Origin of the sequence: Erwinia pyri, assembly GCF_030758455.1 — a bacterium.
In the GTDB taxonomy this organism is placed as follows: Bacteria; Pseudomonadota; Gammaproteobacteria; order Enterobacterales; family Enterobacteriaceae; genus Erwinia; species Erwinia pyri.
This window is the reverse complement of the sequence record NZ_CP132353.1, coordinates 3,520,770-3,543,337: the sequence shown is the minus strand read 5'-3', so window position 1 is coordinate 3,543,337 and position 22,568 is coordinate 3,520,770. Positions and strand designations below refer to the sequence as shown.

The window sequence follows — 22,568 nt, the reverse complement described above, 5'->3', positions numbered from 1 at the left end:
AAGATCTTCCGCCCCGCTACGATTTACTTAGCAGGGATCGCCTTCAGCAGCGCCGTCAGCAGTTGCCAGTAGAGGCCAACGCTTTCAATATGCACCTGCTCGTCCGGCGAGTGGGGGCCGGTAATCGTCGGGCCAATAGAGACCATATCCATCTCAGGATAAGGCTTCTTAAACAGGCCGCACTCCAGACCCGCGTGGATCACCTGAATGTTCGGCGTTTTGCCAAACAGTTTTTTGTAGGTTTCGCCTACCAGCGCCATGACCGGCGAGGAAGCATCAGGCTGCCAGCCCGGGTAGCTGCCTTTCGCCACGGTAGTGGCTCCAGCCAGGTCACCCAGCGCGGTCAGCATTTCCACCACGTACTCTTTACCGCTGTCGATCAGGGAGCGGATCAGGCAGTTGATTTTCGCCTCCTCTTCCTTCAGCGACACCACGCCAAGGTTCAGCGAAGTTTCAACCACGCCTTTCATCACGTCTGAATTGCGGATTACGCCGTTTGGCGTGCTGTTCAGCAGCGCAAAAAACGCATCACGGCTTTGTGCCGTCAGCGCCGGGCCGCCAGCCGCCACGTTTTCAACAACGACGTTGACGTTTTTCTCTTTCAGGCTCAGTTCAGCCTTCAGCGTCTCCAGATAGCCCAGCGCCAGGCTTTTCAGCTCGTCCACTTTCTCCGCAGGCACCGCCAGCGTGGCAACTGCCTCACGCGGAATGGCGTTACGCAGCGTACCGCCGGTGAAATCGACCAGACGCAGGTCAAGCGCTTTGGCGTGGGCAAACAGGAAGCGAGCCAGCAGCTTGTTAGCGTTGCCCAGACCGACGTGAATATCACAGCCGGAATGGCCGCCTTTCAGCCCCTTCAGGGTCAGCTTCAGCGGCTCGTAGCCGGCCGGCACCGCTTCACGCGTCACGGCCAGCGTGGTGGTGAAATCAATCCCGCCCGCGCAGCCCATGTAAATTTCACCTTCCTCTTCCGAGTCGGTATTGATCAGGATTTCAGCCTGCAGCCAGTTAGGCTGCAGCCCAAAGGCGCCCACCATGCCAGTCTCTTCGGTCATGGTCAGCAGCACTTCCAGCGGGCCATGCTCCACGCTTTTATCAGCCAGCACCGCCAGCGCCGACGCCATGCCAATACCGTTATCCGCGCCCAGCGTGGTGCCGCGCGCTTTCACCCATTCGCCATCAACCCACGGCTGGATAGGATCCGTTGTGAAGTCATGCACCGTGTCGTTGTTTTTCTGCGGCACCATATCCAGGTGCGCCTGCAGCGCTACCGGCTTGAGATTTTCCAGACCCGGCGTGGCGGGTTTGCGGATCAGAATATTGCCCACGGCATCGCGGTCAGTGAAGAAACCCTGCTCTCTGGCCCAGGACAGAATGTGTTCTGCCAGCGCCTCTTCATGATAAGAGGGGTGGGGAATAGAGCAGATTTTGGCAAAGATATCCCACAGAGGCTGGGGGGAGAGTTGAGATAATTCAGACACGATAAATCTCCTGTGCCAACGCCATCGGCCAGCAGCGCTGCCAATAGCGAGCATATTGAGCAAGTGGATGACTCCCGTCAGACTCTCTGACGCGATGGGCAAAGAATATCATCGTTTCCGTGGCGTTGCTTACTTCACACATGGAAAAAAGCCGCCCGGCGCTGGTTTTTAGCCGCTCAGATCTCTATAATTCCGCGCAACCTCTCCCATTGTACATTTTTAAGCCAACACCATTGGTCGGGACTCCTTTTATGAGTGAAAAATACGTCGTCACCTGGGACATGCTGCAAATTCATGCCCGTAAACTGGCTCAGCGCCTGCTCCCTGCCGAACAGTGGAAAGGTATTATCGCGGTCAGCCGCGGTGGCCTGGTCCCTGCTTCTCTGCTGGCTCGTGAGCTCTGCATTCGCCATGTCGATACCGTCTGCATCTCCAGCTACGACCACGACAACCAGCGCGAAATGAAAGTGCTGAAGCGTGCAGAAGGCGACGGTGAAGGTTTTATCGTGATTGATGACCTGGTTGATACCGGCGGAACCGCGCAGGCGATCCGCGAGATGTATCCAAAAGCTCACTTCGTGACTATCTTTGCCAAACCAGCCGGTCGCCCGCTGGTAGATGATTATGTGGTGGATATCCCGCAGAACACCTGGATTGAACAGCCGTGGGATATGGGCGTGGTCTATATTCCGCCGCTGGTGAAAGGTTGATTGACCCGCATCAAAGCAACGCCCGGTTCTGCCGGGCGTTTTTGTTTTTACGGTTAGCGCACTGCTGCAGGCTGCGATAGACTCATCCCACGCCCTGTGCTGGAGGAACGTCACGCCATGTCACCAAAGAACCTGAGCGAGGAGCTGTTCAAACCTCGTTTTAAGCATCCCGAAACCTCATCATTAATCCGCCGTCTGCATCACCATAAGCCGCTGCCGATCCATTCTGCGCTGGAGGGCGAGAGTCACGCGGGCTGGTATCGTATGATCAACCGGCTGCTCTGGACCTGGCGGGGATTACCCACACAGGAGATCAGTGAAGTGCTGGCCCGCATAGCTAACAGTCGGGTTGAACACACTGATGATAAGCTGCTCGATACGGTAATTGGTTATCGGGGCGGAAACTGGATCTATGAGTGGTCGAAGCAGGCTGCCCACTGGCAGCAGAAAGCGGGCGAAGTCGCTACCCCTGAGGCGGCGGGGCAGTGCTGGCTCCATGCCGCCAACCTCTATGGCGTGGCGGGCTACCCCCATCTGAAAGGGGATGAGCTGGCGGAGCAGGCACAGCTGCTGGCAAATCGTGCCTATGAAGAGGCTACCTCGCGGCTCTCCGGGGAGTTAAAAGAGCTGGAGTTTCCCATTCCCGGCGGCAGCCCGATTTTTGGCTTCCTGCATATGCCGCCCGGCGTCAGCGCCCCCTATCCGACCGTGCTGCTCTGCGGCAGCCTGGACTCGCTGCAAACCGACCATTACCGTCTGTTCCACGACTATCTTGCCCCGCGCGGCATTGCCATGCTGACTATTGATATGCCTTCGGTCGGTTTCTCAGCGAAGTGGACCCTTACCCAGGATGCCAGCTTTCTCCATCAACAGGTGCTGCGTCATTTAGAGAATGTGCCCTGGGTGGACCATACCCGCGTTGGCGCATTCGGCTTTCGCTTCGGCGCAAACGTGGCGGTGCGGCTCGCCTATCTTGAATCGCCACGCCTGAAAGCGGTGGCCTGCCTTGGACCGGTAGTTCATACCCTGCTGTGCGATAAAGCCGTTCAGGACCGGGTACCGGAAATGTATATGGATGTGCTTGCCAGCCGTTTAGGCATGGCTACCGCCTCTGACTCTGCGCTGCGGGTCGAACTGAACCGCTACTCCCTCAAGCTACAAGGGTTGCTGGGGCGCCGTTGCCCAACGCCGATGCTTGCCGGCTACTGGCCCAACGATCCCTTCAGCCCGGAAGAGGAGTCAAAGCTGATAGTTAACTCTTCCGCAGACGGGAAGCTGCTGCCGATCGCGCTCTCACCCGCCATGCACAACTTTGATAAAGCGTTACGTGATATTGTCGACTGGTTAGCGAAGCGGTTAACGCGATGAGTTGCTATAATTCAAACCTTTGCTATAACAAGCAGACTTAACTCGCCGATCGCCTGCCGCCAGCGGGTTAACGGATTGATTAACAGGTGCATTACAGGAGAGTAAACGATGACGTTACCAAGTGGGCATCCTAAAAGCCGCTTAATGAAGCGCTTTGGATCGCTGGGTCCCTATATTCGCGAAGCGAAATGTGAAGAGGAGCGTTTTTTCTTTGACTGCCTGGCCGTTTGCGTCAACGTTAAACCCTCACCTGAGCTGCGCGAGTTCTGGGGCTGGTGGATGGAGCTGGAAGCGCAGAGCGACCACTTCACCTACGAATACCACTTTGGACTGTTCGATAAAGAAGGCAACTGGAAGCCATCGACGGTTAAAGGAAAAGAGAATAACGAACGGCTTGAAGAGACCTTGCGGAATTTCCACGTGCGGCTGAAAGCGCTGCTGGAAGAGATGAAGCTGGGGCTGAAACCCGCTGCCGGTTTCAATGATGAGCCGGTCAAGCTGACCGCCTGAGGCGGAATAAGCACTAAAAAAGGCTGGCAATTGCCAGCCTTTGTTTCAGACACATAACGAGGGTAAAGCAACCGTATCAGTGGCGGGATACGGGGTGAAAATTAGAACTGATAGACCAGGCCAACCGCTACAACGTCATCGTTGTTCAGGCCGAGTTTGTTGTCGTCGTCCAGCTGGTTGATTTTGTAGTCAACATAGGTGTTCATGTTTTTGTTGAAGTAGTAAGTCGCACCCACATCAATGTATTTAACCAGGTCAACGTCACCCAGTCCTTCAATATCTTTGCCTTTGGTCTGCACGTAGCCGATAGAAGGACGCAGACCGAAGTCGAACTGATACTGCGCAACCAGCTCAATGTTTTGTGCTTTGTTTGCTGCACCAGAGATTGATACAGACTCACCGTTAACAACGGTATTCTGGGTGAAAGGCGTCATATTACGGGTTTCGGTATAAATCGCTGCCAGGTAAACGCTGTTGGCATCATATTTCAGACCTGCACCCCAGGAATCCGCTTTGTCCCCAGAACCAAATGCCTGCGCCTGCTGCGCATTAGTACGATCTGAGCTGGTGTAGGCACCGCTGATGCTCACGCCTGTGTCAGGCAGGGCATAGACAGCTGACATACCGTAGCCGTCGCCGTTGCCTCTGGAGGTCGTTGTACGACCGGTGCTGTCATCATTTTTACCCTGATACTGCAGAGCAAACTTCAGGCCATCAACCAGACCAAAGAAGTTAGTGTTACGGTAGGTCGCCACGCCAGTGGTACGCTGGGTCATGAAGTTATCGCTGCGCGCGGTGCCGTCGCCGCCGAATTCCGGGAACATATCGGTCCAGGCTTCCACGTCGTACAGAACGCCGTAGTTGCGACCGTAGTCGATTGAGCCGAAGTCACCGAACCGCAGACCAGCAAAGCCCAGACGGGTTTTGTTGCCGGTGTTCGCATCGGTGCCTTCACTGTTATTGGTATTGAACTGATATTCCCACTGACCGTAACCGGTCATCATGTCGTTGATCTGCGTCTGACCCTTAAAGCCCATACGCATATAAGACTTGTCACCGTTGCTGCCATCATTATCGCTGAAATAATGCAGGCCTTTGATTTTACCGTACAGATCCAGCTTGTTGCCGTCTTTGTTGTAAACTTCTGCGGCCTGAGCAGCGGTGGACAGAGCCAGTACGGCGGTTAAAATGGCCAGTGCGCTTTTCTTCATTTTGCTATCAATCCCGAATGAGTAAGTTTTTTGTGGCCTTCAGACTTCTCCTAAGGCAGGAACGTTTTACCCTGCGAACATTAAAGTTTTATTACATTTCTATACGTTTCTTGTTATTGCCGAACTTTTGGTCTACCCCGCTGTCAGCGGTTTTTCTCCCTTTTACGCCGCGCCCTGTTGGCTTCCAGCACCACACCTGTTAAAAAGTCAGTTCGACCTTATTTTTTTGTAATGGCAGGAAATAATGAGCAGCAGCCAGACCCTGGTAGTGAAACTGGGGACCAGCGTATTAACCGGCGGATCGCGTCGGCTGAACCGGGCACACATCGTCGAGCTGGTGCGCCAGTGCGCGCAGCAGCATGCGGCAGGCCACCGAATTGTGATTGTCACCTCTGGCGCCATGGCCGCCGGGCGTGAGCATCTTGGCTACCCGGAACTGCCGCCCACCATCGCCTCAAAGCAGCTGCTGGCTGCGGTGGGGCAGAGCCGGTTAATTCAACTCTGGGAGCAGCTGTTCTCTATTTACGGCATACATATCGGCCAGATGCTGCTGACGCGCGCAGACCTTGAGGATCGGGAACGCTTTCTGAATGCCCGCGACACGCTGCGGGCGCTGCTGGACAACCACATCGTCCCGGTGATTAATGAGAACGATGCGGTGGCCACGGCGGAGATCAAAGTAGGGGATAACGATAACCTCTCTGCGCTGGCCGCGATTCTTGCGGGCGCAGATAAGCTGCTGCTGCTGACCGATCAGCCCGGGCTGTTTACCGCCGATCCGCGTAATAACCCGGAAGCGGAGCTGATCAACAACGTTCACAGCATCGATGATGCGCTGCGTGCGCTGGCGGGAGACAGCGTCTCCGGTCTGGGCACCGGCGGCATGGCGACCAAACTGCAGGCAGCTGACGTTGCCTGCCGTGCCGGTATAGATACGATTATTGCCGCCGGAAGCCGTCCAGGAGTGATCGGCGATGTGATCAACAGCCAGCCGGTGGGCACACGTTTCCATGCGCTGCAAACGCCGCTGGAAAATCGTAAGCGCTGGATCTTCGGCGCGCCGCCCGCAGGAGAGCTTATCGTGGATGATGGCGCGCTCTCTGCCATTCTGGAGCGCGGCAGCTCGCTGCTGCCAAAAGGGATCCGTGAGATCAGCGGCAACTTTTCACGCGGTGAAGTTATCCGCATCCGCAGTCTGCAGGGGCGCGATGTGGCGCACGGCGTAAGCCGTTATAACAGTGACGCGATGCGTATGATTGCCGGGCACCATTCCCAGCAAATCAGCGATATCCTCGGTTATGAATATGGTCCGGTTGCGGTTCACCGTGACGATATGATCGTCAGTTAAGGAGCAGCAAATGCTGGAAGAAATGGGTAAAGCCGCTAAAGTGGCCTCTTATCAGCTGTCGGTGCTCTCTACCGCGCAAAAAAATCGGGTCCTGATGACCATTGCCGATCGTCTTGAAGCGCAGAGCGCAGAGATCCTGGCCGCCAACGAGCAGGATCTGGCCGATGCGCGTCAGAACGGCATGAGCGAAGCGCTGATGGACCGGCTGATGCTCAATCCCGACAGGCTGAAAGGCATTGCTGACGATGTGCGTCAGGTCTGCCGCCTGGCCGATCCGGTTGGCGTGGTGATGGATGGCGGCCAGTTAGATAACGGGCTGCGGATTGAGCGCCGCCGCGTGCCGCTGGGCGTTGTCGGGGTGATTTATGAAGCGCGTCCTAACGTAACGGTGGATGTCGCCAGCCTCTGTCTGAAAACCGGCAATGCGGTGATCCTGCGCGGCGGCAAAGAAACGTACCGGACTAACGGGGCCACGGTTCGCGTGATCCAGCAAGCCTTGCAGGAGCATGGCCTGCCGCCAAGCGCGGTGCAGGCGATTGAAAGCCCGGACCGCGAGCTGGTGAATCAGCTGCTGAAGCTGGATCGCTACGTCGATATGCTGATCCCCCGCGGCGGCGCTGGCCTGCACAAGCTGTGCCGCGAGCAGTCAACCATTCCGGTGATCACCGGCGGCATTGGCGTTTGCCACATCTTTGTTGACCAGGATATCGACATGGCGGCAGCGATGAAAGTGATCGTCAATGCCAAAAAGCAGCGCCCGAGCGCCTGTAACTCGCTGGAAACGCTGCTGGTACATGCGGCGATTGCCGGACGTTTTCTGCCGGTGTTGAGCGCCCGCATGGCAGAAGAGGGCATCAGACTGCATGCCGATCCACGCTCACTGCCGCAGCTGCAAAATGGTCCGGCTGAGGTCAGCGCGGTCACGGATGAACAGTATCGTGACGAATGGCTGGCGCTGGATCTGAACGTGAAGCTGGTGGACGATCTCGATGAGGCTATCGCCCATATCCGTGAATATGGCACCCAGCATTCAGACGCCATCCTGACCCGCAGCATCCATCATTCCGATCGCTTTGTGAATGAGGTTGACTCCTCGGCGGTCTACGTCAATGCCAGCACCCGTTTCACCGATGGCGGACAGTTTGGTCTGGGCGCAGAGGTGGCGGTCAGCACGCAGAAGCTGCACGCTCGCGGCCCGATGGGGCTGGAAGCGCTGACCACCTACAAGTGGGTCGCATTCGGCAACGATACGGTACGAAGCTAGCCTGGCGCTGAGCCGGTTAAGGCGGGGCAGGTATGCACGCCGGATGGGCCAGCAGATAAGGGGACAGCACAGGGATGTGCTTCTGGTTTATCCAGGGAGAAGTAACAGGTAATGGTTGCTCAACATCATAAGGATATTTCGATGGTTACGCTTTCCCAGCTTTTCCCCTTTGCCGCTATTTCACTCGGTATGGTGCTGACGCCAGGGCCGAATATGATCTATCTCATCTCCCGCTCCCTCTGCCAGGGACGTAAAGCGGGCTATATTTCCCTGACCGGCGTAGCGCTGGGTTTTATGTTTTATATGCTCTGTGCCGCGCTGGGGATCACCGCGCTGATCATGGCGGTGCCGCTGGCGTATGATGCGTTGCGCTTCGCGGGGGCCTGTTACCTGCTCTATATGGCATGGCAGGCAATTTTTGGCGGTAAATCGCCATTTCAGCTGCGCGAGCTGCCGCCGGACAGCTCACGCAAGCTGTTTACCATGGGGTTGCTTACCAATCTGCTGAACCCTAAAACCGCAGTGATCTATCTGTCGCTGCTGCCGCAGTTTATTAGGCCGGAACAGGGCCACGTGCTTGTACAGTCGTTAACGCTCGGCTCCACGCAGATTGTCACCAGCATGGTGGTGAACGGCATGATTATTTTTGCCGCAGGCACCGTTGCCAGCTTCCTGGCACAGCGGCCAACGTGGCAAAAAATTCAGCGCTGGCTGATGGGGACCGTGCTGGCGAGCCTGGCGGTCAGGATGGTGTTCGAGGGCAGGAAGTAGAGGGCAGCGACAGGTCAGATCCTTTCCGTGATCGCCTCCAAAATTCTTTTTGACGCAAGGTCAGCTTCTTTTTTTGACGCGGGAGTTTTTAAGGCTCTCTTTATGTGGCGGCGAGAGCAAAAACGTAATATCAGAAATTAACCCGTTATGTTCCGATACTTTTGCCTCTCTCCCGCCGGAATTTATATTAAAGCCCTGACTTAAAATAACCTCACACCTTTATCTCTGCAAAAAATAGTCCTTTTCCATCAGCACGTTCGGGCTGAATAAGAATAATCCTAATCAATCTGCAGCCACGACCGTTTTGTATACCCTTACAGCTAAGTCTCAGGCTAATAAACGTCATTGCTGCTTTAAGATAACCGTGAATTTATGATCCTCATTGCGTTAAGTCAGCAGGCTATTAATCCTGATAACCAGGTAGCATTTTATCTCTGCTCTGCGCCTGTTCTGGCAAGCCGGAAACCCGGCGGGAACGATCGCCGGGACGGCTGAAAGAGTGAACTCGCTGGCGCTGCCCGTAAATTCGGGTCTCAGTCAGGAGCATAAGGAGTGATATGAAAATCAGACACCTTAATTGTGGCTGCATGTGCCCCTACGGTGGCGCCTTTTATGATGGATTCAGTAAAGGGATTAAGGCTCACCTGGCCTGCCATTGCCTGCTTATTGAAACAGATGCGCACGGCCTGATTCTGGTGGATACCGGCTTTGGGCGGGATGACATCAGAATGGCGGATAACCGTATTGCAGGTTTTTTCCGCTTTTTGAATAATATTCAGCGAAGAGAAACGCTAACGGCTTTATCTCAGATTAAGGCGCTGGGATATTCAGCCAGCGATGTCAGACATATTATTCTTACCCATCTTGATTTCGATCATGCCGGCGGCCTCACCGATTTCCCGGAGGCGAAAATACATCTGATGCAGCAGGAAATTGATACTGCTCAGTCCCGCCACAGCTGGCTGGCGCGTTCACGTTATCGCCCGGCGCAATGGAGCGGATCGTCAGGCTGGGCGGGCTATCAGGCACAGGGTGAAAAGTGGTTTGGCTTTGACTCGGTTAACGCGCTTGAGGGGCTTCCTCCTGAAATATTGCTGATTCCGCTTGCCGGCCACACGCTGGGGCATGCGGGCATCGCCATCAAGACCGCGGAAGGCTGGTTATTGCATGGAGGAGATGCCTGGTTTTACCGCGGTGAAATGCAGGGACTTCAGCGCCACTGTACGCCAGGGCTGCGGTTTTATCAGTGGTTCATGGCAGCGGACCAGCACGCCCGGCGCAAAAATCAGCAGCGGTTGCGGGAGCTGGCCTGTATGCCTTCTGCCAACGTAAGGCTGTTTTGCAGTCATGACCTTAAGGAACTGGAATCTTTTCTCCCTCTTCCAGCTACGGGTGGTACGGGGTCACGTACCTGAACCGGCATAACAGCTTCAGCAAAGCGCAGCGGCAGTTCAAACCCCTACGCCATGGTCTATGATTACTCTGCGTATGCTGGCTTTATCCCGGTTTTCCGGACAAGGGGTCAGCGTTCCCACTCTGTGGAACAGCCGCTTCACGGCTTCCAGAGCAGCGCCAACCCCTACGGCCTTCAGATCGCGTCAGGCAATGCATGCTCGCATCAGCGGAACCCTGTTCTGCTGGTGCCATCCGTTGATCACTTATGAGTCAAGCGAGGCAATTGAATGGGGTCCAGATCGTATCAAAAAAGTTGGGGAGCCGAATATCTCGCCTCCGGTGAGGTGCGTTTTCGCCTCTGGGCAACAGGGCAGCGCCAGGTCACACTCAGACTGGCAGGCCAGGAGAGAGAGATGCAGCCAGCGGGTGAGGGCTGGTTTGAGCTGCTGGTTGCGGACGTTCCGCCTGGCGCAGAATATAATTTTGTCTTAAGCGACGGGATGGTTGTGCCGGATCCAGCCTCGCGCGCGCAAAAGTCAGAGGTAAATGGCCCTTCGCTGGTCATCGATCCCACCAGCTACACGTGGAAAAACAACGGCTGGCGCGGCCGTCCGTGGGCGGAAACGGTGGTTTACGAGATGCATGTCGGTACCTTCACCCCTGAAGGGACCTTTCAGGCCGCGATGGAAAAATTACCCTATTTAGCCGACCTCGGCATTACCCAGATCGAGCTTTTGCCCCTGTCGCACTTTGGCGGCAACCGGGGCTGGGGCTACGATGGCGTGCTGCTCTATGCACCCCATGCGGCTTATGGTTCGCCGGATGATGTGAAGGCATTTGTTGATGCTGCCCATGGCGTTGGTCTTTCGGTGGTGCTCGACATCGTGCTTAACCATTTTGGCCCTGAGGGCAATTATCTGCCGCTGCTGGCGCCAGACTTCTTCCATAAAGAGCGCATGACGCCATGGGGCGCGGGTATCGCTTATGATGTGGATGCCGTGCGGCGCTATATCCTGGAAGCGCCGCTCTACTGGCTGAAGGAGTTCAACCTGGACGGTCTCCGCTTTGATGCCATTGACCAGATTGAAGACGTTTCCCATAAACATGTGCTGATCGATATCGCTGAACATATCCGCGCTGAAATCAGCGACAGGCCCATTCATCTCACTACCGAAGACAGCCGCAACGTTATCTTCCTGCACCCTCGCGGTGAGGATGGCTCCGTTCCGCTGTTTACCGGGGAGTGGAATGATGATTTCCACAATGCCGTCCATGTCTTCGCCACGGGCGAAACGCAGGCCTATTATCAGGACTTCGCTAAAGAGCCGGAAAAACTGGTGGCCCGTATTCTCACAGAAGGCTTCGCTTATCAGGGTGAAATCTCACCGCAGTCAGGAGAAAAGCGCGGCGTAGTCAGCACCGGGCAGCCGCCGGAAACCTTTGTTGATTTTATTCAGAACCACGATCAGATCGGCAACCGCTCTCAGGGAGAACGGCTGATCGAGCTGGCGGGTACCGGGCGCACTAAAGTGATGCTCGCCACGCTGCTTTTATCGCCACACATCCCGCTGATGTTTATGGGCGAGGAGTATGGGGAAACCAACCCATTCCTGTTCTTCACCGATTTCCACGGCGATCTGGCCAAAGCGGTGCGGGAGGGGCGTGCGCGCGAGTTTGCAGGCCACGGCGATTTTGAGGGCGAAAGCGTGCCCGATCCTAACGCAGAGCAGACGTTCACGATGTCGAAACTGGACTGGTCAAAGCCGCACGCCCCGCAAGGCGCTGAGTGGCTGGCGTTCAGTAAAAAGCTGCTGGCGCTGCGCCAGCAGCACATTGTGCCGCTGCTTGCCACCGGTGAGAGAGCCAGCGGCGAGATCGTGAAAACAGCAGAAGGTTTCGTTGCCGTCAGCTGGCGGTTCCCGCAGGGAACGCTGTCGATGGCGTTTAATATTGGCGAGCGTGCGCAGCCGATCCCGCTTCAGCCCGGCAAGACGCTTTTCGCCTGGCCGGAAGAGGACAGCCTGCCGCAAAACAGCATTCTTGTCCGCTTTGCTACAGGAGAGGCCAGGTGAATATTCCTTCCGCCACCTACCGGATTCAGTTCCGTAACGGCATGACTTTCGACCGTGCCGCAGCGCTAGTGCCCTATCTGCAACAGCTTGGCATCAGCCATCTTTATGCTTCGCCCATTTTTACCGCCACAACCGGCTCAACCCACGGCTATGACGTGACCAACGCCAATGAGATAGAGCCTGAAATTGGCGGCCGGGAAGGGTTTGACCGTATGGTCAGCGCGTTGAAGCAGGCTGGCCTGGGGCTGATCCTCGACATCGTACCCAACCATATGGCCGCTTCGCTGGAGAATTCCTGGTGGCGCGACGTGATTGAGCATGGTGAAAGCAGCCGCTACGCCCACTATTTTGATATCAACTGGTCGCGCCGCCTGACCCTGCCTTTCCTGGGGGATGATTTTGCCACCGTGCTGGAAAATGGCGAGATTAGCATCAGGCCCGATCCGCAAACCGGCAGGCCTGCGCTGGCCTATTTTGATAATTTTTACCCCCTCACGCCCGCGTCGTGGCAGGGAAGGGAGGCGGAAGTTCTCGCCCTTACCGATAAGAGCGCGATTGCCGAATTACATGAGCAGCAGCCCTGGCGTCTGATGTCGTGGCGGGATGCCCCGCACGATCTCTCCTACCGCCGCTTCTTTGAGATCACCGGTCTTGCGGGCGTGCGAGTAGAAGATAAGGGTGTCTTTGACGATGCGCACCGGTTAATCCTGGAACTGGTGCATTCCGGCATCGTTGACGGGCTGCGGGTGGATCATGTCGATGGCCTGGCCGATCCGAAAAGCTACCTTGAGCGTCTGCGGCAGGAAGCGGGGCCGGAGTGTTACATCACCGTGGAGAAGATCCTCGGCGAAGGGGAGCAGCTTCCGGCTGACTGGCCCGTTTCCGGTACCACTGGTTATGAATTTATCGCTGCGCTTTCTGAGGCGTTAGTGGATGGCAGCAAGATCAGCGAGCTGCGCCAGGCGTATGACCAGCTGGTGGGCAAGCCGGTAGATATGCAGGCTGAACTGCGATTGGCCAAGCTGCTGATGGCGGACAGAAACTTTGAGGGTGAATTCACCACGCTGCTTAAGCTGGCGATGAATGTCGCCAGCGATGATGGTGCGGCGCTGGAGGAGAAAGCTGTTCGGGCTGCTCTGCGTGAACTGCTGGTAGCTTTCCCGGTTTACCGTACCTACGGCACACCTGAAGGGTTGACTGTGGCAGACAGCGATCTTCTGCAAAAAATCACCAGAAGGATCGCCACCGGCAAGAGTGCGCCCGATCCTGAAGCGCTGAATTTCCTGACCCGGATCCTCTCTGGCGACGTTGCTCAGCAAGCTTCAGCAGAGGCTGCGCTTTTCCGCACCCGCTTCCAGCAGCTTACCGGGCCGCTGATGGCGAAATCGGTAGAGGATACGCTCTTCTTCCGGCAAAACATGGAGCTGGCGCTCAACGAGGTTGGCGCAGAGCCGATACCGCGCACCTTCTCGCTGGATCGTTTCCATAAAGAGATGACTACGCGGCTGGAAACGCAGCCGGATGCCCTCTCTGGTACCTCAACGCACGACACCAAACGTGGCGAAGATGCGCGAGCGCGACTCTATACGCTGACAGAAGCCCCGAATCGCTGGGCGGAGTGCATCGCCCGCTGGCGTAAGATGAACCAGGCAGAAATCAGCCAGCTTGAAGATGGCCCGGCACCAAAGCCAGCCGTGGAATGGATGCTCTATCAGGCGCTGGCAGGGGCCTGGCCGGTGATGCTGCAACCGGATGATTCATCAGGGTTGAAAGCGCTGGAAGAGCGGTTCCTGGCATTTGTGGAAAAAGCGTTGCGGGAAGCCAAGCTGCGCACGGACTGGGCAGACAGTAACGAAGTCTATGAAGAGGCGGTGTTCAGCTATGCCAGGAACCTGCTTTCACCAGCGAATCATACCTTCCTGCAAGATTTTACCCAGGCGATGCAACCCTTTATTCACGCCGGGCTGGTTAACAGCCTTACCCAGACGGTGGTTAAGCTCACGGCACCTGGCGTGCCGGATATCTATCAGGGTAGCGAGGGGCTGAACTTCAGCCTGGTGGACCCCGATAACCGTCGTGAACCCGATTTCACGCAGCTTGCGCAACAGCTCTCTTCACCTGTTGCCTTCACGCAAGAGCACTGGCTCAGTGGCCAGCTCAAGCAGCAGATCATTGCCACGCATCTGCAACTGCGTCAGCAGAAGCGCGCGCTGTTTCGCCGGGGAGACTATCTACCGCTAACTGCTGCCGGTAAGCGGGCGGAAAACGTGCTGGCGTTTGCACGCGCGGAGGGGGATGAGGCGGTAATAGTTATTGCCCCGCGGCTGGTATTTAACGAGTTGGGCAGCCTGGCCGCTTCCGACTGGTGCGCGGAGACTGAGCTGCTCCTGCCGGAACGGCTCGCTAATCGTCGCTATCGCAACATTCTGACCGGAGAAGAGAAGATACTGAGCGAGCGGACAGCGCTGGGCACCGCCCGGGGTTATCTGCCCGTGACGTTTGTAACAGTCTGATATAGAAAGATTAAAACATAATAACTTACCTTTGCAGGTGAATTTCTGTTACCTAATGGAGAGCCAGAGATGTCAAACGGTCATTCTTATGAAATTACGGCAGGGCACGGCCTGGTTCTGGGTGCCAATTTTGAAGGGGAAGGGGTGAATTTTGCGCTCTTCTCCGCCCACGCCGAGCGCGTTGAGCTTTGCCTTTACGATCCCAGCGGCAAAACGGAGATCGCAAGGCTGGAGCTGCCGGAGTATACCAATGAAATCTGGCATGGATTTGTTCCGGGCCTGCAACCCGGTGCGCTCTATGGCTATCGCGTACATGGCCCTTACGATCCGGAAAACGGTCACCGCTTTAATCCGCACAAGCTGCTGCTGGACCCTTATGCGCGCGAGCTGGCTGGCGATATCGACTGGAATGAGGCGCACTTTGCCTATGAGCTGTTGCATGAAGATAAAGACCTGACCTATGACACGCAGGACAGCGCGCCCTTTATGCCGAAATGCCGGGTTATCAATCCCAACGAATTCGACTGGCAGGATAATAACCGCCCCAACGTAACCTGGCCGGAAACCGTGGTTTATGAAGCCCATGTGAAAGGATTTACGCAGCTAAATCCCGCTATTCCTGAGGAGCTTCGCGGCACCTATGAAGGGATGGGCCATGTCGCCTCGGTCGATTACATCAAAAGTCTGGGCATCACCTCGGTTGAACTGCTGCCGATCCACTGGTTCCCGGACGATCAGCATCTGCTGGATAAAGGGCTGAAAAATTTCTGGGGCTATAACACCCTGGGCTTTTTTGCGCCCGCTTCACGCTATTTCGGTCCGAAGGGCATTCAGGGATTCCGCGACATGGTGCGGGCGTTTCACGATGCGGGGATCGAGGTGATCCTGGATGTGGTGTACAACCACACGGCGGAAGGGAATGAACTGGGTCCGACCCTCTCCTTCAAGGGCATCGACAACTTTTCCTATTACCGCACGCTGCCGGACCAGCACCGTTATTACATCAACGATACCGGTACCGGTAACACGGTGAACACCTCCCATCCGCGCGTGCTGCAGATGGTGATGGATTCGCTGCGATACTGGGCAGAGTCGATGCATATTGATGGTTTCCGCTTCGATCTCGGCACTATTCTGGGCCGCGAGCCGGAAGGGTTTAATGAACGCGGCGGCTTTTTCGACGCCATGATGCAGGATCCGGTCCTCTCTAAGCTGAAGCTGATCGGGGAGCCGTGGGATATCGGCCCCGGCGGCTATCAGGTGGGCGGCTTCCCGCCTGGCTGGGCGGAGTGGAACGACAAATATCGCGATACGGTGCGCGAATACTGGAAAGGCAACAATGTCTCTACCGACTTTGCTGCACGCCTGCTCGGCTCCGGCGATCTCTACGATCTTCGTGGCCGTCGTCCCTGGGCGAGCGTTAACTTTATCACCGCTCATGATGGCTTCACGCTTAACGATCTCGTCTCTTATAATGAGAAGCACAACGACGCCAACGGCGAGGACAACAACGACGGCCACAACGATAACCGTTCCTATAATTATGGGGCGGAAGGAGCAACGGATGATGAGGGCATCAATGCGGTGCGTGAACGTCAGAAGCGCAATTTCCTCGCCACGCTGCTCTTTTCTCACGGTACGCCGATGCTGCTTGCAGGAGATGAGTTCGGTCGGAGTCAGGATGGCAACAATAATGGCTATTGTCAGGATAACGAACTCTCCTGGATTAACTGGAAGAATATGACGGAGTCCGGCGAGGCGCTGCGTGAGTTTACCCGCCATGTCATCAAGCTACGGTCAGAGCAGCCTCTGCTACGCCGGGAGAACTGGCGGGATGGCATGGATATCAAGTGGTTCAACGCGGGCGGAGGCTTCCAGCAGTCGGAGCAGTGGGATGAAGGGCTGACGCTGGGTGTCTATCTTGGCCGTCCCGATCTGCAGGCGGAGGAGGGTATCTGGCACGATGTGCTGATGCTGATCAACCCGTTTGAAGGCAACGTGCCGTTCCTGATCCCGCAGTTCGGGGAAGGGGGGTGGGTGCTGGAGTTAACCACTTCAGATACCGCTAAACGTGGTCTGGTTATCAATAAAGAGAAGGATTTTGAGCTGGAAGGGCGCAGCATCGCCCTGTTCAGAAGGCCTTAAGCGCGTCGTTTTGCCCCTGGCCGCAACGGGTCCGCCTGTTGCGGCCAGGGTCGTCACTTTATAACGCAACCAGCGTTACCCACCTCAAGAGATAATCATTTAACACGGTGGCGCATCCTGCCCAGCGCTTCCGATTGCTGCTCTTCCAGTTCGACGCTTCTGAAAGTCGCCCTTAATAAAGCTTAATTCTGCTCTGCAACCAGAATCGCCACGGTTCCGGGCTCCAGCGCTTTAAAAATATGTTCCCGATCGCCCGGGTAGCAAATATAGTCACCTGCCGTTAATATCTCTGGCGAGCTTTTTAGCCCTAACAAGGCGCGCCCCTGAGTGACAATAATATGCTCTACCGATCCTGGCGTATGCGGATGGGATAACCGGTCGGAACCGGGTTCGGTGAGCAATAAATAGATATCCCTTCGTGCGCCCGGCGGGCAGCTTGCCAGCAAAATAGCCTGATAGTCGGCATGTTCAGCCACCACTTTGTTCCCTTCTCCACGCCTGATGACCTGCGTCGTATGGGCGGCAGGTTCCAGTAATTTGGCGAAAGGAATATTCAGGGCGACGCAGAGCGCCCACAGCGTTTCAATACTGGGGTTGCCGTTACCTGCTTCCAGCTGGGACAGCGTTGATTTTGCTATGCCCGCTCTTCTGGCAATTTCAGCCAGAGAGAGGCCAGTCCGCGTCCGTTCCCGAACCAGACTTTTGGCAATTATGCTGATCGGCTGAGTCATGCCTGCCCTTATCGTTCATTAAAACGAACAAAATGTTCGCTTGATTAGGTGTTTGGTCGCGTTCATTATAATGGCTGATTCGTTCGCTTGGGTAATTGTTTGATGATGAGTTCCCGTTTTGCCTGTTTATCTGCGGAGACGAAAAAAGCCATTTTCCTGGTTTGTCTGGCGGTTGGTGTGGTGGGCGCCTCCTATGGATCCCTTGCCAGCGCCTACGGTTTTCCTTTGTGGGTACCCATAACCTCAACCCTCTTTGTGCTGGCTGGCGCTTCTGAATTTATGTTTATCGCCATTGTGGCCAGCGGCGGCAATCCTCTGGCGGCGGCGGTAGCGGGTCTGCTGGTCAACGCCCGCCATTTCCCGTTTGGGATCGCCGTTCGCGATCTGGTCGGTACACGCCTGCAGGGGCTGCTTGGCTGCCACATCATGAATGATGAGAGCGTGGTCTTTGGTTTGTCCCAATCCACGCCTGCGCAGCGTAAAGCGGCCTACTGGCTCTGTGGGCTTGGCGTGGCGACCATCTGGCCCCTGGGGGCGCTGCTTGGCAGTGCGGTTGGCAAACGGGTGCCGGATATCAGTGCTACCGGCCTGGATGCCGTATTTCCCGCCATTTTACTGGCGTTGGTGATCCCTTCTTTTAAATCCCGGACCACGCTGATCCGCGCCTCCAGCGGCGCTGCGCTCTCACTACTGGCTACCCCGTTTGTGGCTGCCGGCCTGCCGGTTTTACTCTCTATGCTCGGTTTACTGACGAGGAAGAAATAATGACATCTGCCGCGCTTTTGGTGACAGGCATCGCCGTTTTATCGGTTGGAACTTACCTGATGCGGTTTGCTGGAGTGAAGTTAGGGAGCCGGATGGCGCTGTCGGATCGCTCCCGGGCACTGCTGTCGGATGCTGCCACCACGCTGTTGTTTGCGGTAGCGCTGGGAAACACTTTCTATGAAGGTGACCATTTTGCCGGCACGGCACGGGTATTTGGCGTGGCGGTGGCGGTAGTGCTTGCCTGGCGAAAAATGCCGTTGATTGTGGTGATCGTGGCTGCTGCGCTGGTAACAGCCCTGTTGCGCTTTGCCGGTATTCCCTGAACGCTGACCTGCCGAAGGGCAGCCCGCCACGCTCAGGCTACCAGAACCAGGAAGACATCGTGAAGCAGTAGGCCAGCGTGACAGAGAGCAAGACGAGTTCGATAGGTTTAAAAAAGTACATGATTTTGGTTGGCGGTTTAGGTTAAGTAACCACTACATCGGTAAGATTGGCCGAAAACTTTAGCCCTCTCTGCTCTTTTTTCTCTCCGCTGGGAATGCTCTGCAAGATCGCTTACCAACTTGCCTGTCTGTCGCAATAGCGACTACTGTTGACGGTTCAGGTTGAGTTTTCCCGGAACGACTGCGACAGGGAGCCGTCATGAAAAAAGTCCTCGGCACTTTTTTACCGCTTTATAGCACCACGTTGTTAATGCTGCTGGGCTCCGGCCTGTTAACCACTTACGTTTCGCTGCGTCTGGCCCACGAGCAGGTTAGCGGCAGCCTGATTGGCGCCATCACCGCCGCTAACTATTTTGGGCTGGTGCTGGGGGGCAAGGTTGGACATAACCTGATCGCCCGCGTGGGGCATATCCGTGCCTATGTTTCCTGTGCCGGGATTATCACCGCCTCTGTGCTGGGTCACGGCCTGACCGATTTCCTGCCTATGTGGATATTCCTGCGGCTGATTATCGGTCTCTGCATGATGTGCCAGTATATGGTGCTGGAGAGCTGGCTGAACGACGGGGCTGAAACCGGACAGCGCGGGCTGATTTTTGGTTTCTACATGGTGGCGACTTATCTGGGGCTTTCAGCAGGGCAGGTGATGCTGATGACGCAGATTGGCTCGGGCAGCTCCAGCCTGCTGATTGTGGCGCTCTGCTTTGCGCTCTGCCTGGTACCCATTGCCCTGACTACCCGCACCAATGCGCATCCCATGACGCCAGCCCCTATGGAGCTGGGCTATTTCTTCCGCGCTATCCCTAAAATCCTGCTGAATACGCTGGCCACCGGCATGGCCGTCGGCGCTTTTTACGGCATGGCGCCGGTCTATACCAGCCAGCTGGGATTCAGCACGCAGCAAACCGGCCTGTTTATGGCCATTACCATTTTTGCCGGGTTAATCTCCCAATTCCCGCTGAGCTGGCTCTCTGACCGCATCGATCGCAACCGCCTGCTGATGTACACCGCAGCGCTCTATACCCTGGCCGCGCTGCCTCTGACGCTGGGTCTGCAGATAAGTTTTCTCTGGGCCGTGGCTGCAGCCTTTGTCACCAGCATGATGCAGTTCTCGCTCTATCCGCTGATCGTAGCGATGGCGAACGACAGCGTCGCGCCGGAGAGAAGGGTCTCGCTCACCGCATGCCTGCTGATGGCCTTTGGGATAGGTGCCTGTATTGGTCCGCTGATCACCGGGGCGATTATGCAGCCGCTGGGGGGCAATATGCTCTACGCCTTTTTCTGCCTTTGCGGCGGCGTGATCGCCGTAACCAGCTGGTTTACCAGCAGAACGCCACAGATCGTGACTGAAGCGCCTATCCCCCATGTCGCTTTGCCGGACAGTTTAACCAGCTCGCCATTAGCCGCAGCGCTGAATCCTACCATTACGGAAGAAGATATCCAGGCGGCGATGGTTGATACGGAGGCGGAAACTGGGGAAGCGGAAACCAGCCCCGATACTCGCTGATTTCCTGACTCGTAAACAGGGTGAACATTATTCAACCTGCAAAGTTGCTGATATTTTAATTGCCGCCAGAACAGAGACCAAAACGCGCTCTTTTGCCTTCAGTTTAATCCTAAAGTTGATCACTTCTGGTGATTGTTTATACTGTTACCACTTTACAGTAATAGATGGTCCGAATAGGGGATTGCATGTCAATCAGAGGATTAGTCTGGCTGGGGGTCATCGCAGGATGCATTGCCTGTTGGGCCCTGCTTATCTGGTGGGGGAGTTAAAGATGAGTGACAAAAGTGCAGAAGATCGCGCCCAGGAGGTAGAGACAGGCCCCTTTGCGGGATGGTTACTGACACCAAAACAGCAGACATTTTTAGAACTCTGTTGGTCAGATGCTGCGGAAAACGACAGAGATTCCTCTCCACCTGCCAGCCAGAACAGCGGGTGAGACTGACTGGCCGATGGCGTTCTGTTATTCCATTCTTCAACAGCCTCGCCTGAGCTGCCGCCTGAGGAGAGAAGCCCTGCCCGGGATGATTCTGTCATCTCCTCTCCACAAAGCTGTCATCAAGCTATGCCAGAGTAGCCTCTTCTGAAAGTAACCTGATGAGCGCCAGCGGACGGCACTCATCCAGATGTCCAACCAGATGAGGCGCACATGACCGTTATTGAACTGCATCAGCCGAAATTAGCCGAGACCTTTATCGATGAGAGCGTGACCCTGCGCGAGACTCAGATCGGCCGCTGTTGCGAAATTCTGGCTCACACTCACCTTGAGTACGCCAGCCTGGGTGACTACTCCTATCTCGGCCCTTATTGCACCGTGGCGGATACGATCATCGGCAAATTCACCGCTATTGCCGCCAACGTGCGTCTGGGCGCGCCGAATCACCCGATCAGTCGCGCCTCGCAGCACCGCTTTACCTACTGTCCTGAATATTACAGCACCACCGCAGAGCGCGACCGGGAGTTCTTTGCTGCCCGCCGGGCGGACAAAGTGGTTATTGGTCATGACGTCTGGATTGGTCATGGGGTGACGGTGTTACCGGGCGTCGTGGTGGGTGATGGCGCGGTACTGGCCGCTGGTGCAGTGGTCACCAAAAATGTTGCCCCCTACACGATTGTAGGGGGCGTGCCCGCGCGGGCGATCAAAGAGCGGTTCTCGCGTGAGACAGCTCAGCGGCTTTCACGAATCGCCTGGTGGGAGTGGCCGATGAGCGACATCATGGCGCATCTGGGAGCGTTCAAATCCTCTGATATCGAGGCATTTTGCGACCGGTGGGATCCGCACACTCAGTCACGCTAATCGCCGGAAGACTTTTTAACGATTTGTCTGCGGGTAAAGAGCCGCGTCATCGGTACCCCCATCAGCGCAAATACGCCGCCCAGCGCCGTGGCCTCCAGCCGGTGGGTGGCCACTTCCGTTTGCGACAGGCCCAGGCTTGAGATCATAAACACCACCATCAGCGTGACAAAAAAGGTAAAGACAAAATAGGATTTTGAGATCAGCGAATAGGAGAAGGTGAACGCGATATAGCCGCTGAAAATAAAGCCACAGACCAGGAACAGCGGACTGTGCCAGTAGCTAATCAGCGTCGCCGCCAGAATGGTGCCCATCAACGTTCCCAGCACTCTTGCCTGGACCCGTGAAAAAGTATCTTTGTAATTATTCCTCAGGCAGAAAAGCAGCGTCATTCCCGCCCAGTAGCCATTTTTCATCTGAAAAATCTCCACGGTGCTCAACGCCAGACACATCGTCAGCAGGGCGTAGAAAACGGACCATTGCAGATGAATTTTGTGTTTGTACTTACGCAGCGTAACCCGGAAAAACATCAGCCAGGCGTAAGGGCTGATATCTTTGCGATGAAACGGATAGCGCCGGAAAACCAGATAAAGGAAGGCCATTTGCAACAGGCCGCCCGAGCCGGTCAGTGCGGCGCGTCCGGAGGCGTGCTCCAGCGTTCCGGCATAATACCCCGACACCAGGTAGGCCACTGACCACTGCAATACCATCCACCAGGCGCTGTTATCCACGTTGGCGAGGGCGACATACACGCCAGCATAAAGCATGGCGCCTGCAATATAGAGCGGCATCACGTTGCCGGTCAGGCAGCCAAGCCAGGTAGAGATGGCCAGGCCAATACAGGTGGTCAGAAGCAGAGAGAAGGCGGAGCCTCCCCAGGTTTTACTGGCACCGAACGCCAGCGTCAGCGCGCCGCTGGCCATCACGCTGGCTGCCGGAACCTGATCCAACCTGAACCCTACCAGATAAATCACCACGATCGCGGGCAGGCAACAGAGGCCAAGTAACATATCCTGTTTTAGCGCGGCGGGAAGAAGCATAATCAA

At 56.0% G+C, this 22,568-nt stretch carries 19 protein-coding genes; 15 read left to right on the top strand and 4 right to left on the bottom strand.

The genetic code is table 11. From position 1 onward, the window contains the following. Positions 1–23 precede the first annotated feature (23 nt). A complete protein-coding gene (gene pepD / locus Q3V30_RS16845; RefSeq protein ID WP_306207652.1) occupies positions 24–1,481 on the bottom strand; it encodes a beta-Ala-His dipeptidase in 1,458 nt (485 codons plus the stop codon). A gap of 251 nt (positions 1,482–1,732) precedes the next feature. On the opposite strand from pepD, the gene gpt reads away from it, so the two are divergent. From gpt to crl, 3 genes are all read left to right on the top strand, one after another. After that, on the top strand, positions 1,733–2,191 hold the full coding sequence (gene gpt, locus Q3V30_RS16840) for a xanthine phosphoribosyltransferase (RefSeq protein WP_306207650.1): 459 nt from the start codon (positions 1,733–1,735) through the stop codon (positions 2,189–2,191). A 117-nt stretch (positions 2,192–2,308) separates the two neighbouring features. Next, on the top strand, positions 2,309–3,559 hold the full coding sequence (gene frsA / locus Q3V30_RS16835; RefSeq protein ID WP_306207648.1) for an esterase FrsA: 1,251 nt from the start codon (positions 2,309–2,311) through the stop codon (positions 3,557–3,559). Positions 3,560–3,667: 108 nt separating this feature from the next. Next, on the top strand, positions 3,668–4,069 hold the full coding sequence (crl, locus tag Q3V30_RS16830) for a sigma factor-binding protein Crl (RefSeq protein WP_306207646.1): 402 nt from the start codon (positions 3,668–3,670) through the stop codon (positions 4,067–4,069). A 101-nt stretch (positions 4,070–4,170) separates the two neighbouring features. On the opposite strand, the gene ompC is transcribed toward crl, so the two are convergent. Beyond that, positions 4,171–5,280: a porin OmpC gene (gene ompC, locus Q3V30_RS16825; protein WP_306207644.1), complete on the bottom strand. Its 1,110-nt coding sequence runs from the start codon at positions 5,278–5,280 to the stop codon at positions 4,171–4,173. Between the two features lie 244 nt (positions 5,281–5,524). Here ompC and proB point away from each other — a divergent pair, with 244 nt between their 5' ends. The 7 genes from proB to glgX all read left to right on the top strand — a co-directional run bounded on the left by proB (position 5,525) and on the right by glgX (position 16,788). Continuing rightward, positions 5,525–6,628: a glutamate 5-kinase gene (gene proB / locus Q3V30_RS16820; RefSeq protein WP_306207642.1), complete on the top strand. Its 1,104-nt coding sequence runs from the start codon at positions 5,525–5,527 to the stop codon at positions 6,626–6,628. Between the two features lie 10 nt (positions 6,629–6,638). After that, positions 6,639–7,892 (top strand): glutamate-5-semialdehyde dehydrogenase, encoded by a 1,254-nt coding sequence (proA, locus tag Q3V30_RS16815; protein ID WP_306207640.1) that lies wholly within the window; start codon positions 6,639–6,641, stop codon positions 7,890–7,892. A 141-nt stretch (positions 7,893–8,033) separates the two neighbouring features. Further along, positions 8,034–8,663 (top strand): LysE family translocator, encoded by a 630-nt coding sequence (locus tag Q3V30_RS16810; protein ID WP_306213234.1) that lies wholly within the window; start codon positions 8,034–8,036, stop codon positions 8,661–8,663. Between the two features lie 557 nt (positions 8,664–9,220). Beyond that, complete coding sequence (locus tag Q3V30_RS16805) at positions 9,221–10,078, top strand: MBL fold metallo-hydrolase (RefSeq protein WP_306207638.1); 858 nt, start codon at positions 9,221–9,223, stop codon at positions 10,076–10,078. Between the two features lie 267 nt (positions 10,079–10,345). Next, positions 10,346–12,130, top strand: coding sequence for a malto-oligosyltrehalose trehalohydrolase (treZ, locus tag Q3V30_RS16800; RefSeq protein WP_306207636.1), 1,785 nt, complete (start codon positions 10,346–10,348; stop codon positions 12,128–12,130). 41 nt (positions 12,131–12,171) lie between these two features. After that, entirely contained in the window at positions 12,172–14,643 is a 2,472-nt protein-coding gene (gene treY, locus Q3V30_RS16795; RefSeq protein WP_428979268.1) for a malto-oligosyltrehalose synthase, read from the top strand. Between the two features lie 69 nt (positions 14,644–14,712). After that, positions 14,713–16,788 carry a glycogen debranching protein GlgX gene (gene glgX, locus Q3V30_RS16790; protein ID WP_306207632.1) on the top strand — a complete coding sequence of 692 codons (2,076 nt, stop codon included), beginning with the start codon at positions 14,713–14,715 and terminating at the stop codon, positions 16,786–16,788. Between the two features lie 182 nt (positions 16,789–16,970). Here glgX and Q3V30_RS16785 read toward each other — a convergent pair whose 3' ends face one another. Beyond that, positions 16,971–17,519 carry a helix-turn-helix domain-containing protein gene (locus tag Q3V30_RS16785; RefSeq protein ID WP_306207631.1) on the bottom strand — a complete coding sequence of 183 codons (549 nt, stop codon included), beginning with the start codon at positions 17,517–17,519 and terminating at the stop codon, positions 16,971–16,973. A 105-nt stretch (positions 17,520–17,624) separates the two neighbouring features. Between Q3V30_RS16785 and Q3V30_RS16780 the strand changes: the two genes are divergently transcribed. From Q3V30_RS16780 to Q3V30_RS16760, 5 genes are all read left to right on the top strand, one after another. Further along, complete coding sequence (locus Q3V30_RS16780; RefSeq protein WP_306213233.1) at positions 17,625–18,284, top strand: AzlC family ABC transporter permease; 660 nt, start codon at positions 17,625–17,627, stop codon at positions 18,282–18,284. Continuing rightward, on the top strand, positions 18,284–18,607 hold the full coding sequence (locus Q3V30_RS16775; RefSeq protein WP_306207629.1) for an AzlD domain-containing protein: 324 nt from the start codon (positions 18,284–18,286) through the stop codon (positions 18,605–18,607). The genes Q3V30_RS16780 and Q3V30_RS16775 overlap by 1 nt, the downstream gene beginning before the upstream one ends. Positions 18,608–18,926: 319 nt before the next feature. After that, positions 18,927–20,231 carry an MFS transporter gene (locus Q3V30_RS16770; RefSeq protein ID WP_306207627.1) on the top strand — a complete coding sequence of 435 codons (1,305 nt, stop codon included), beginning with the start codon at positions 18,927–18,929 and terminating at the stop codon, positions 20,229–20,231. 271 nt (positions 20,232–20,502) lie between these two features. Continuing rightward, on the top strand, positions 20,503–20,667 hold the full coding sequence (locus Q3V30_RS16765; RefSeq protein ID WP_306207625.1) for a hypothetical protein: 165 nt from the start codon (positions 20,503–20,505) through the stop codon (positions 20,665–20,667). 210 nt (positions 20,668–20,877) lie between these two features. Continuing rightward, the gene (locus tag Q3V30_RS16760) at positions 20,878–21,525 is read left to right on the top strand and encodes a DapH/DapD/GlmU-related protein (protein WP_306207624.1); all 648 of its coding nucleotides are present in this window, start codon (positions 20,878–20,880) and stop codon (positions 21,523–21,525) included. Here Q3V30_RS16760 and Q3V30_RS16755 read toward each other — a convergent pair. Next, positions 21,522–22,562 (bottom strand): FUSC family protein, encoded by a 1,041-nt coding sequence (locus tag Q3V30_RS16755; RefSeq protein ID WP_306207622.1) that lies wholly within the window; start codon positions 22,560–22,562, stop codon positions 21,522–21,524. The genes Q3V30_RS16760 and Q3V30_RS16755 overlap by 4 nt on opposite strands. Positions 22,563–22,568: the final 6 nt, after the last annotated feature.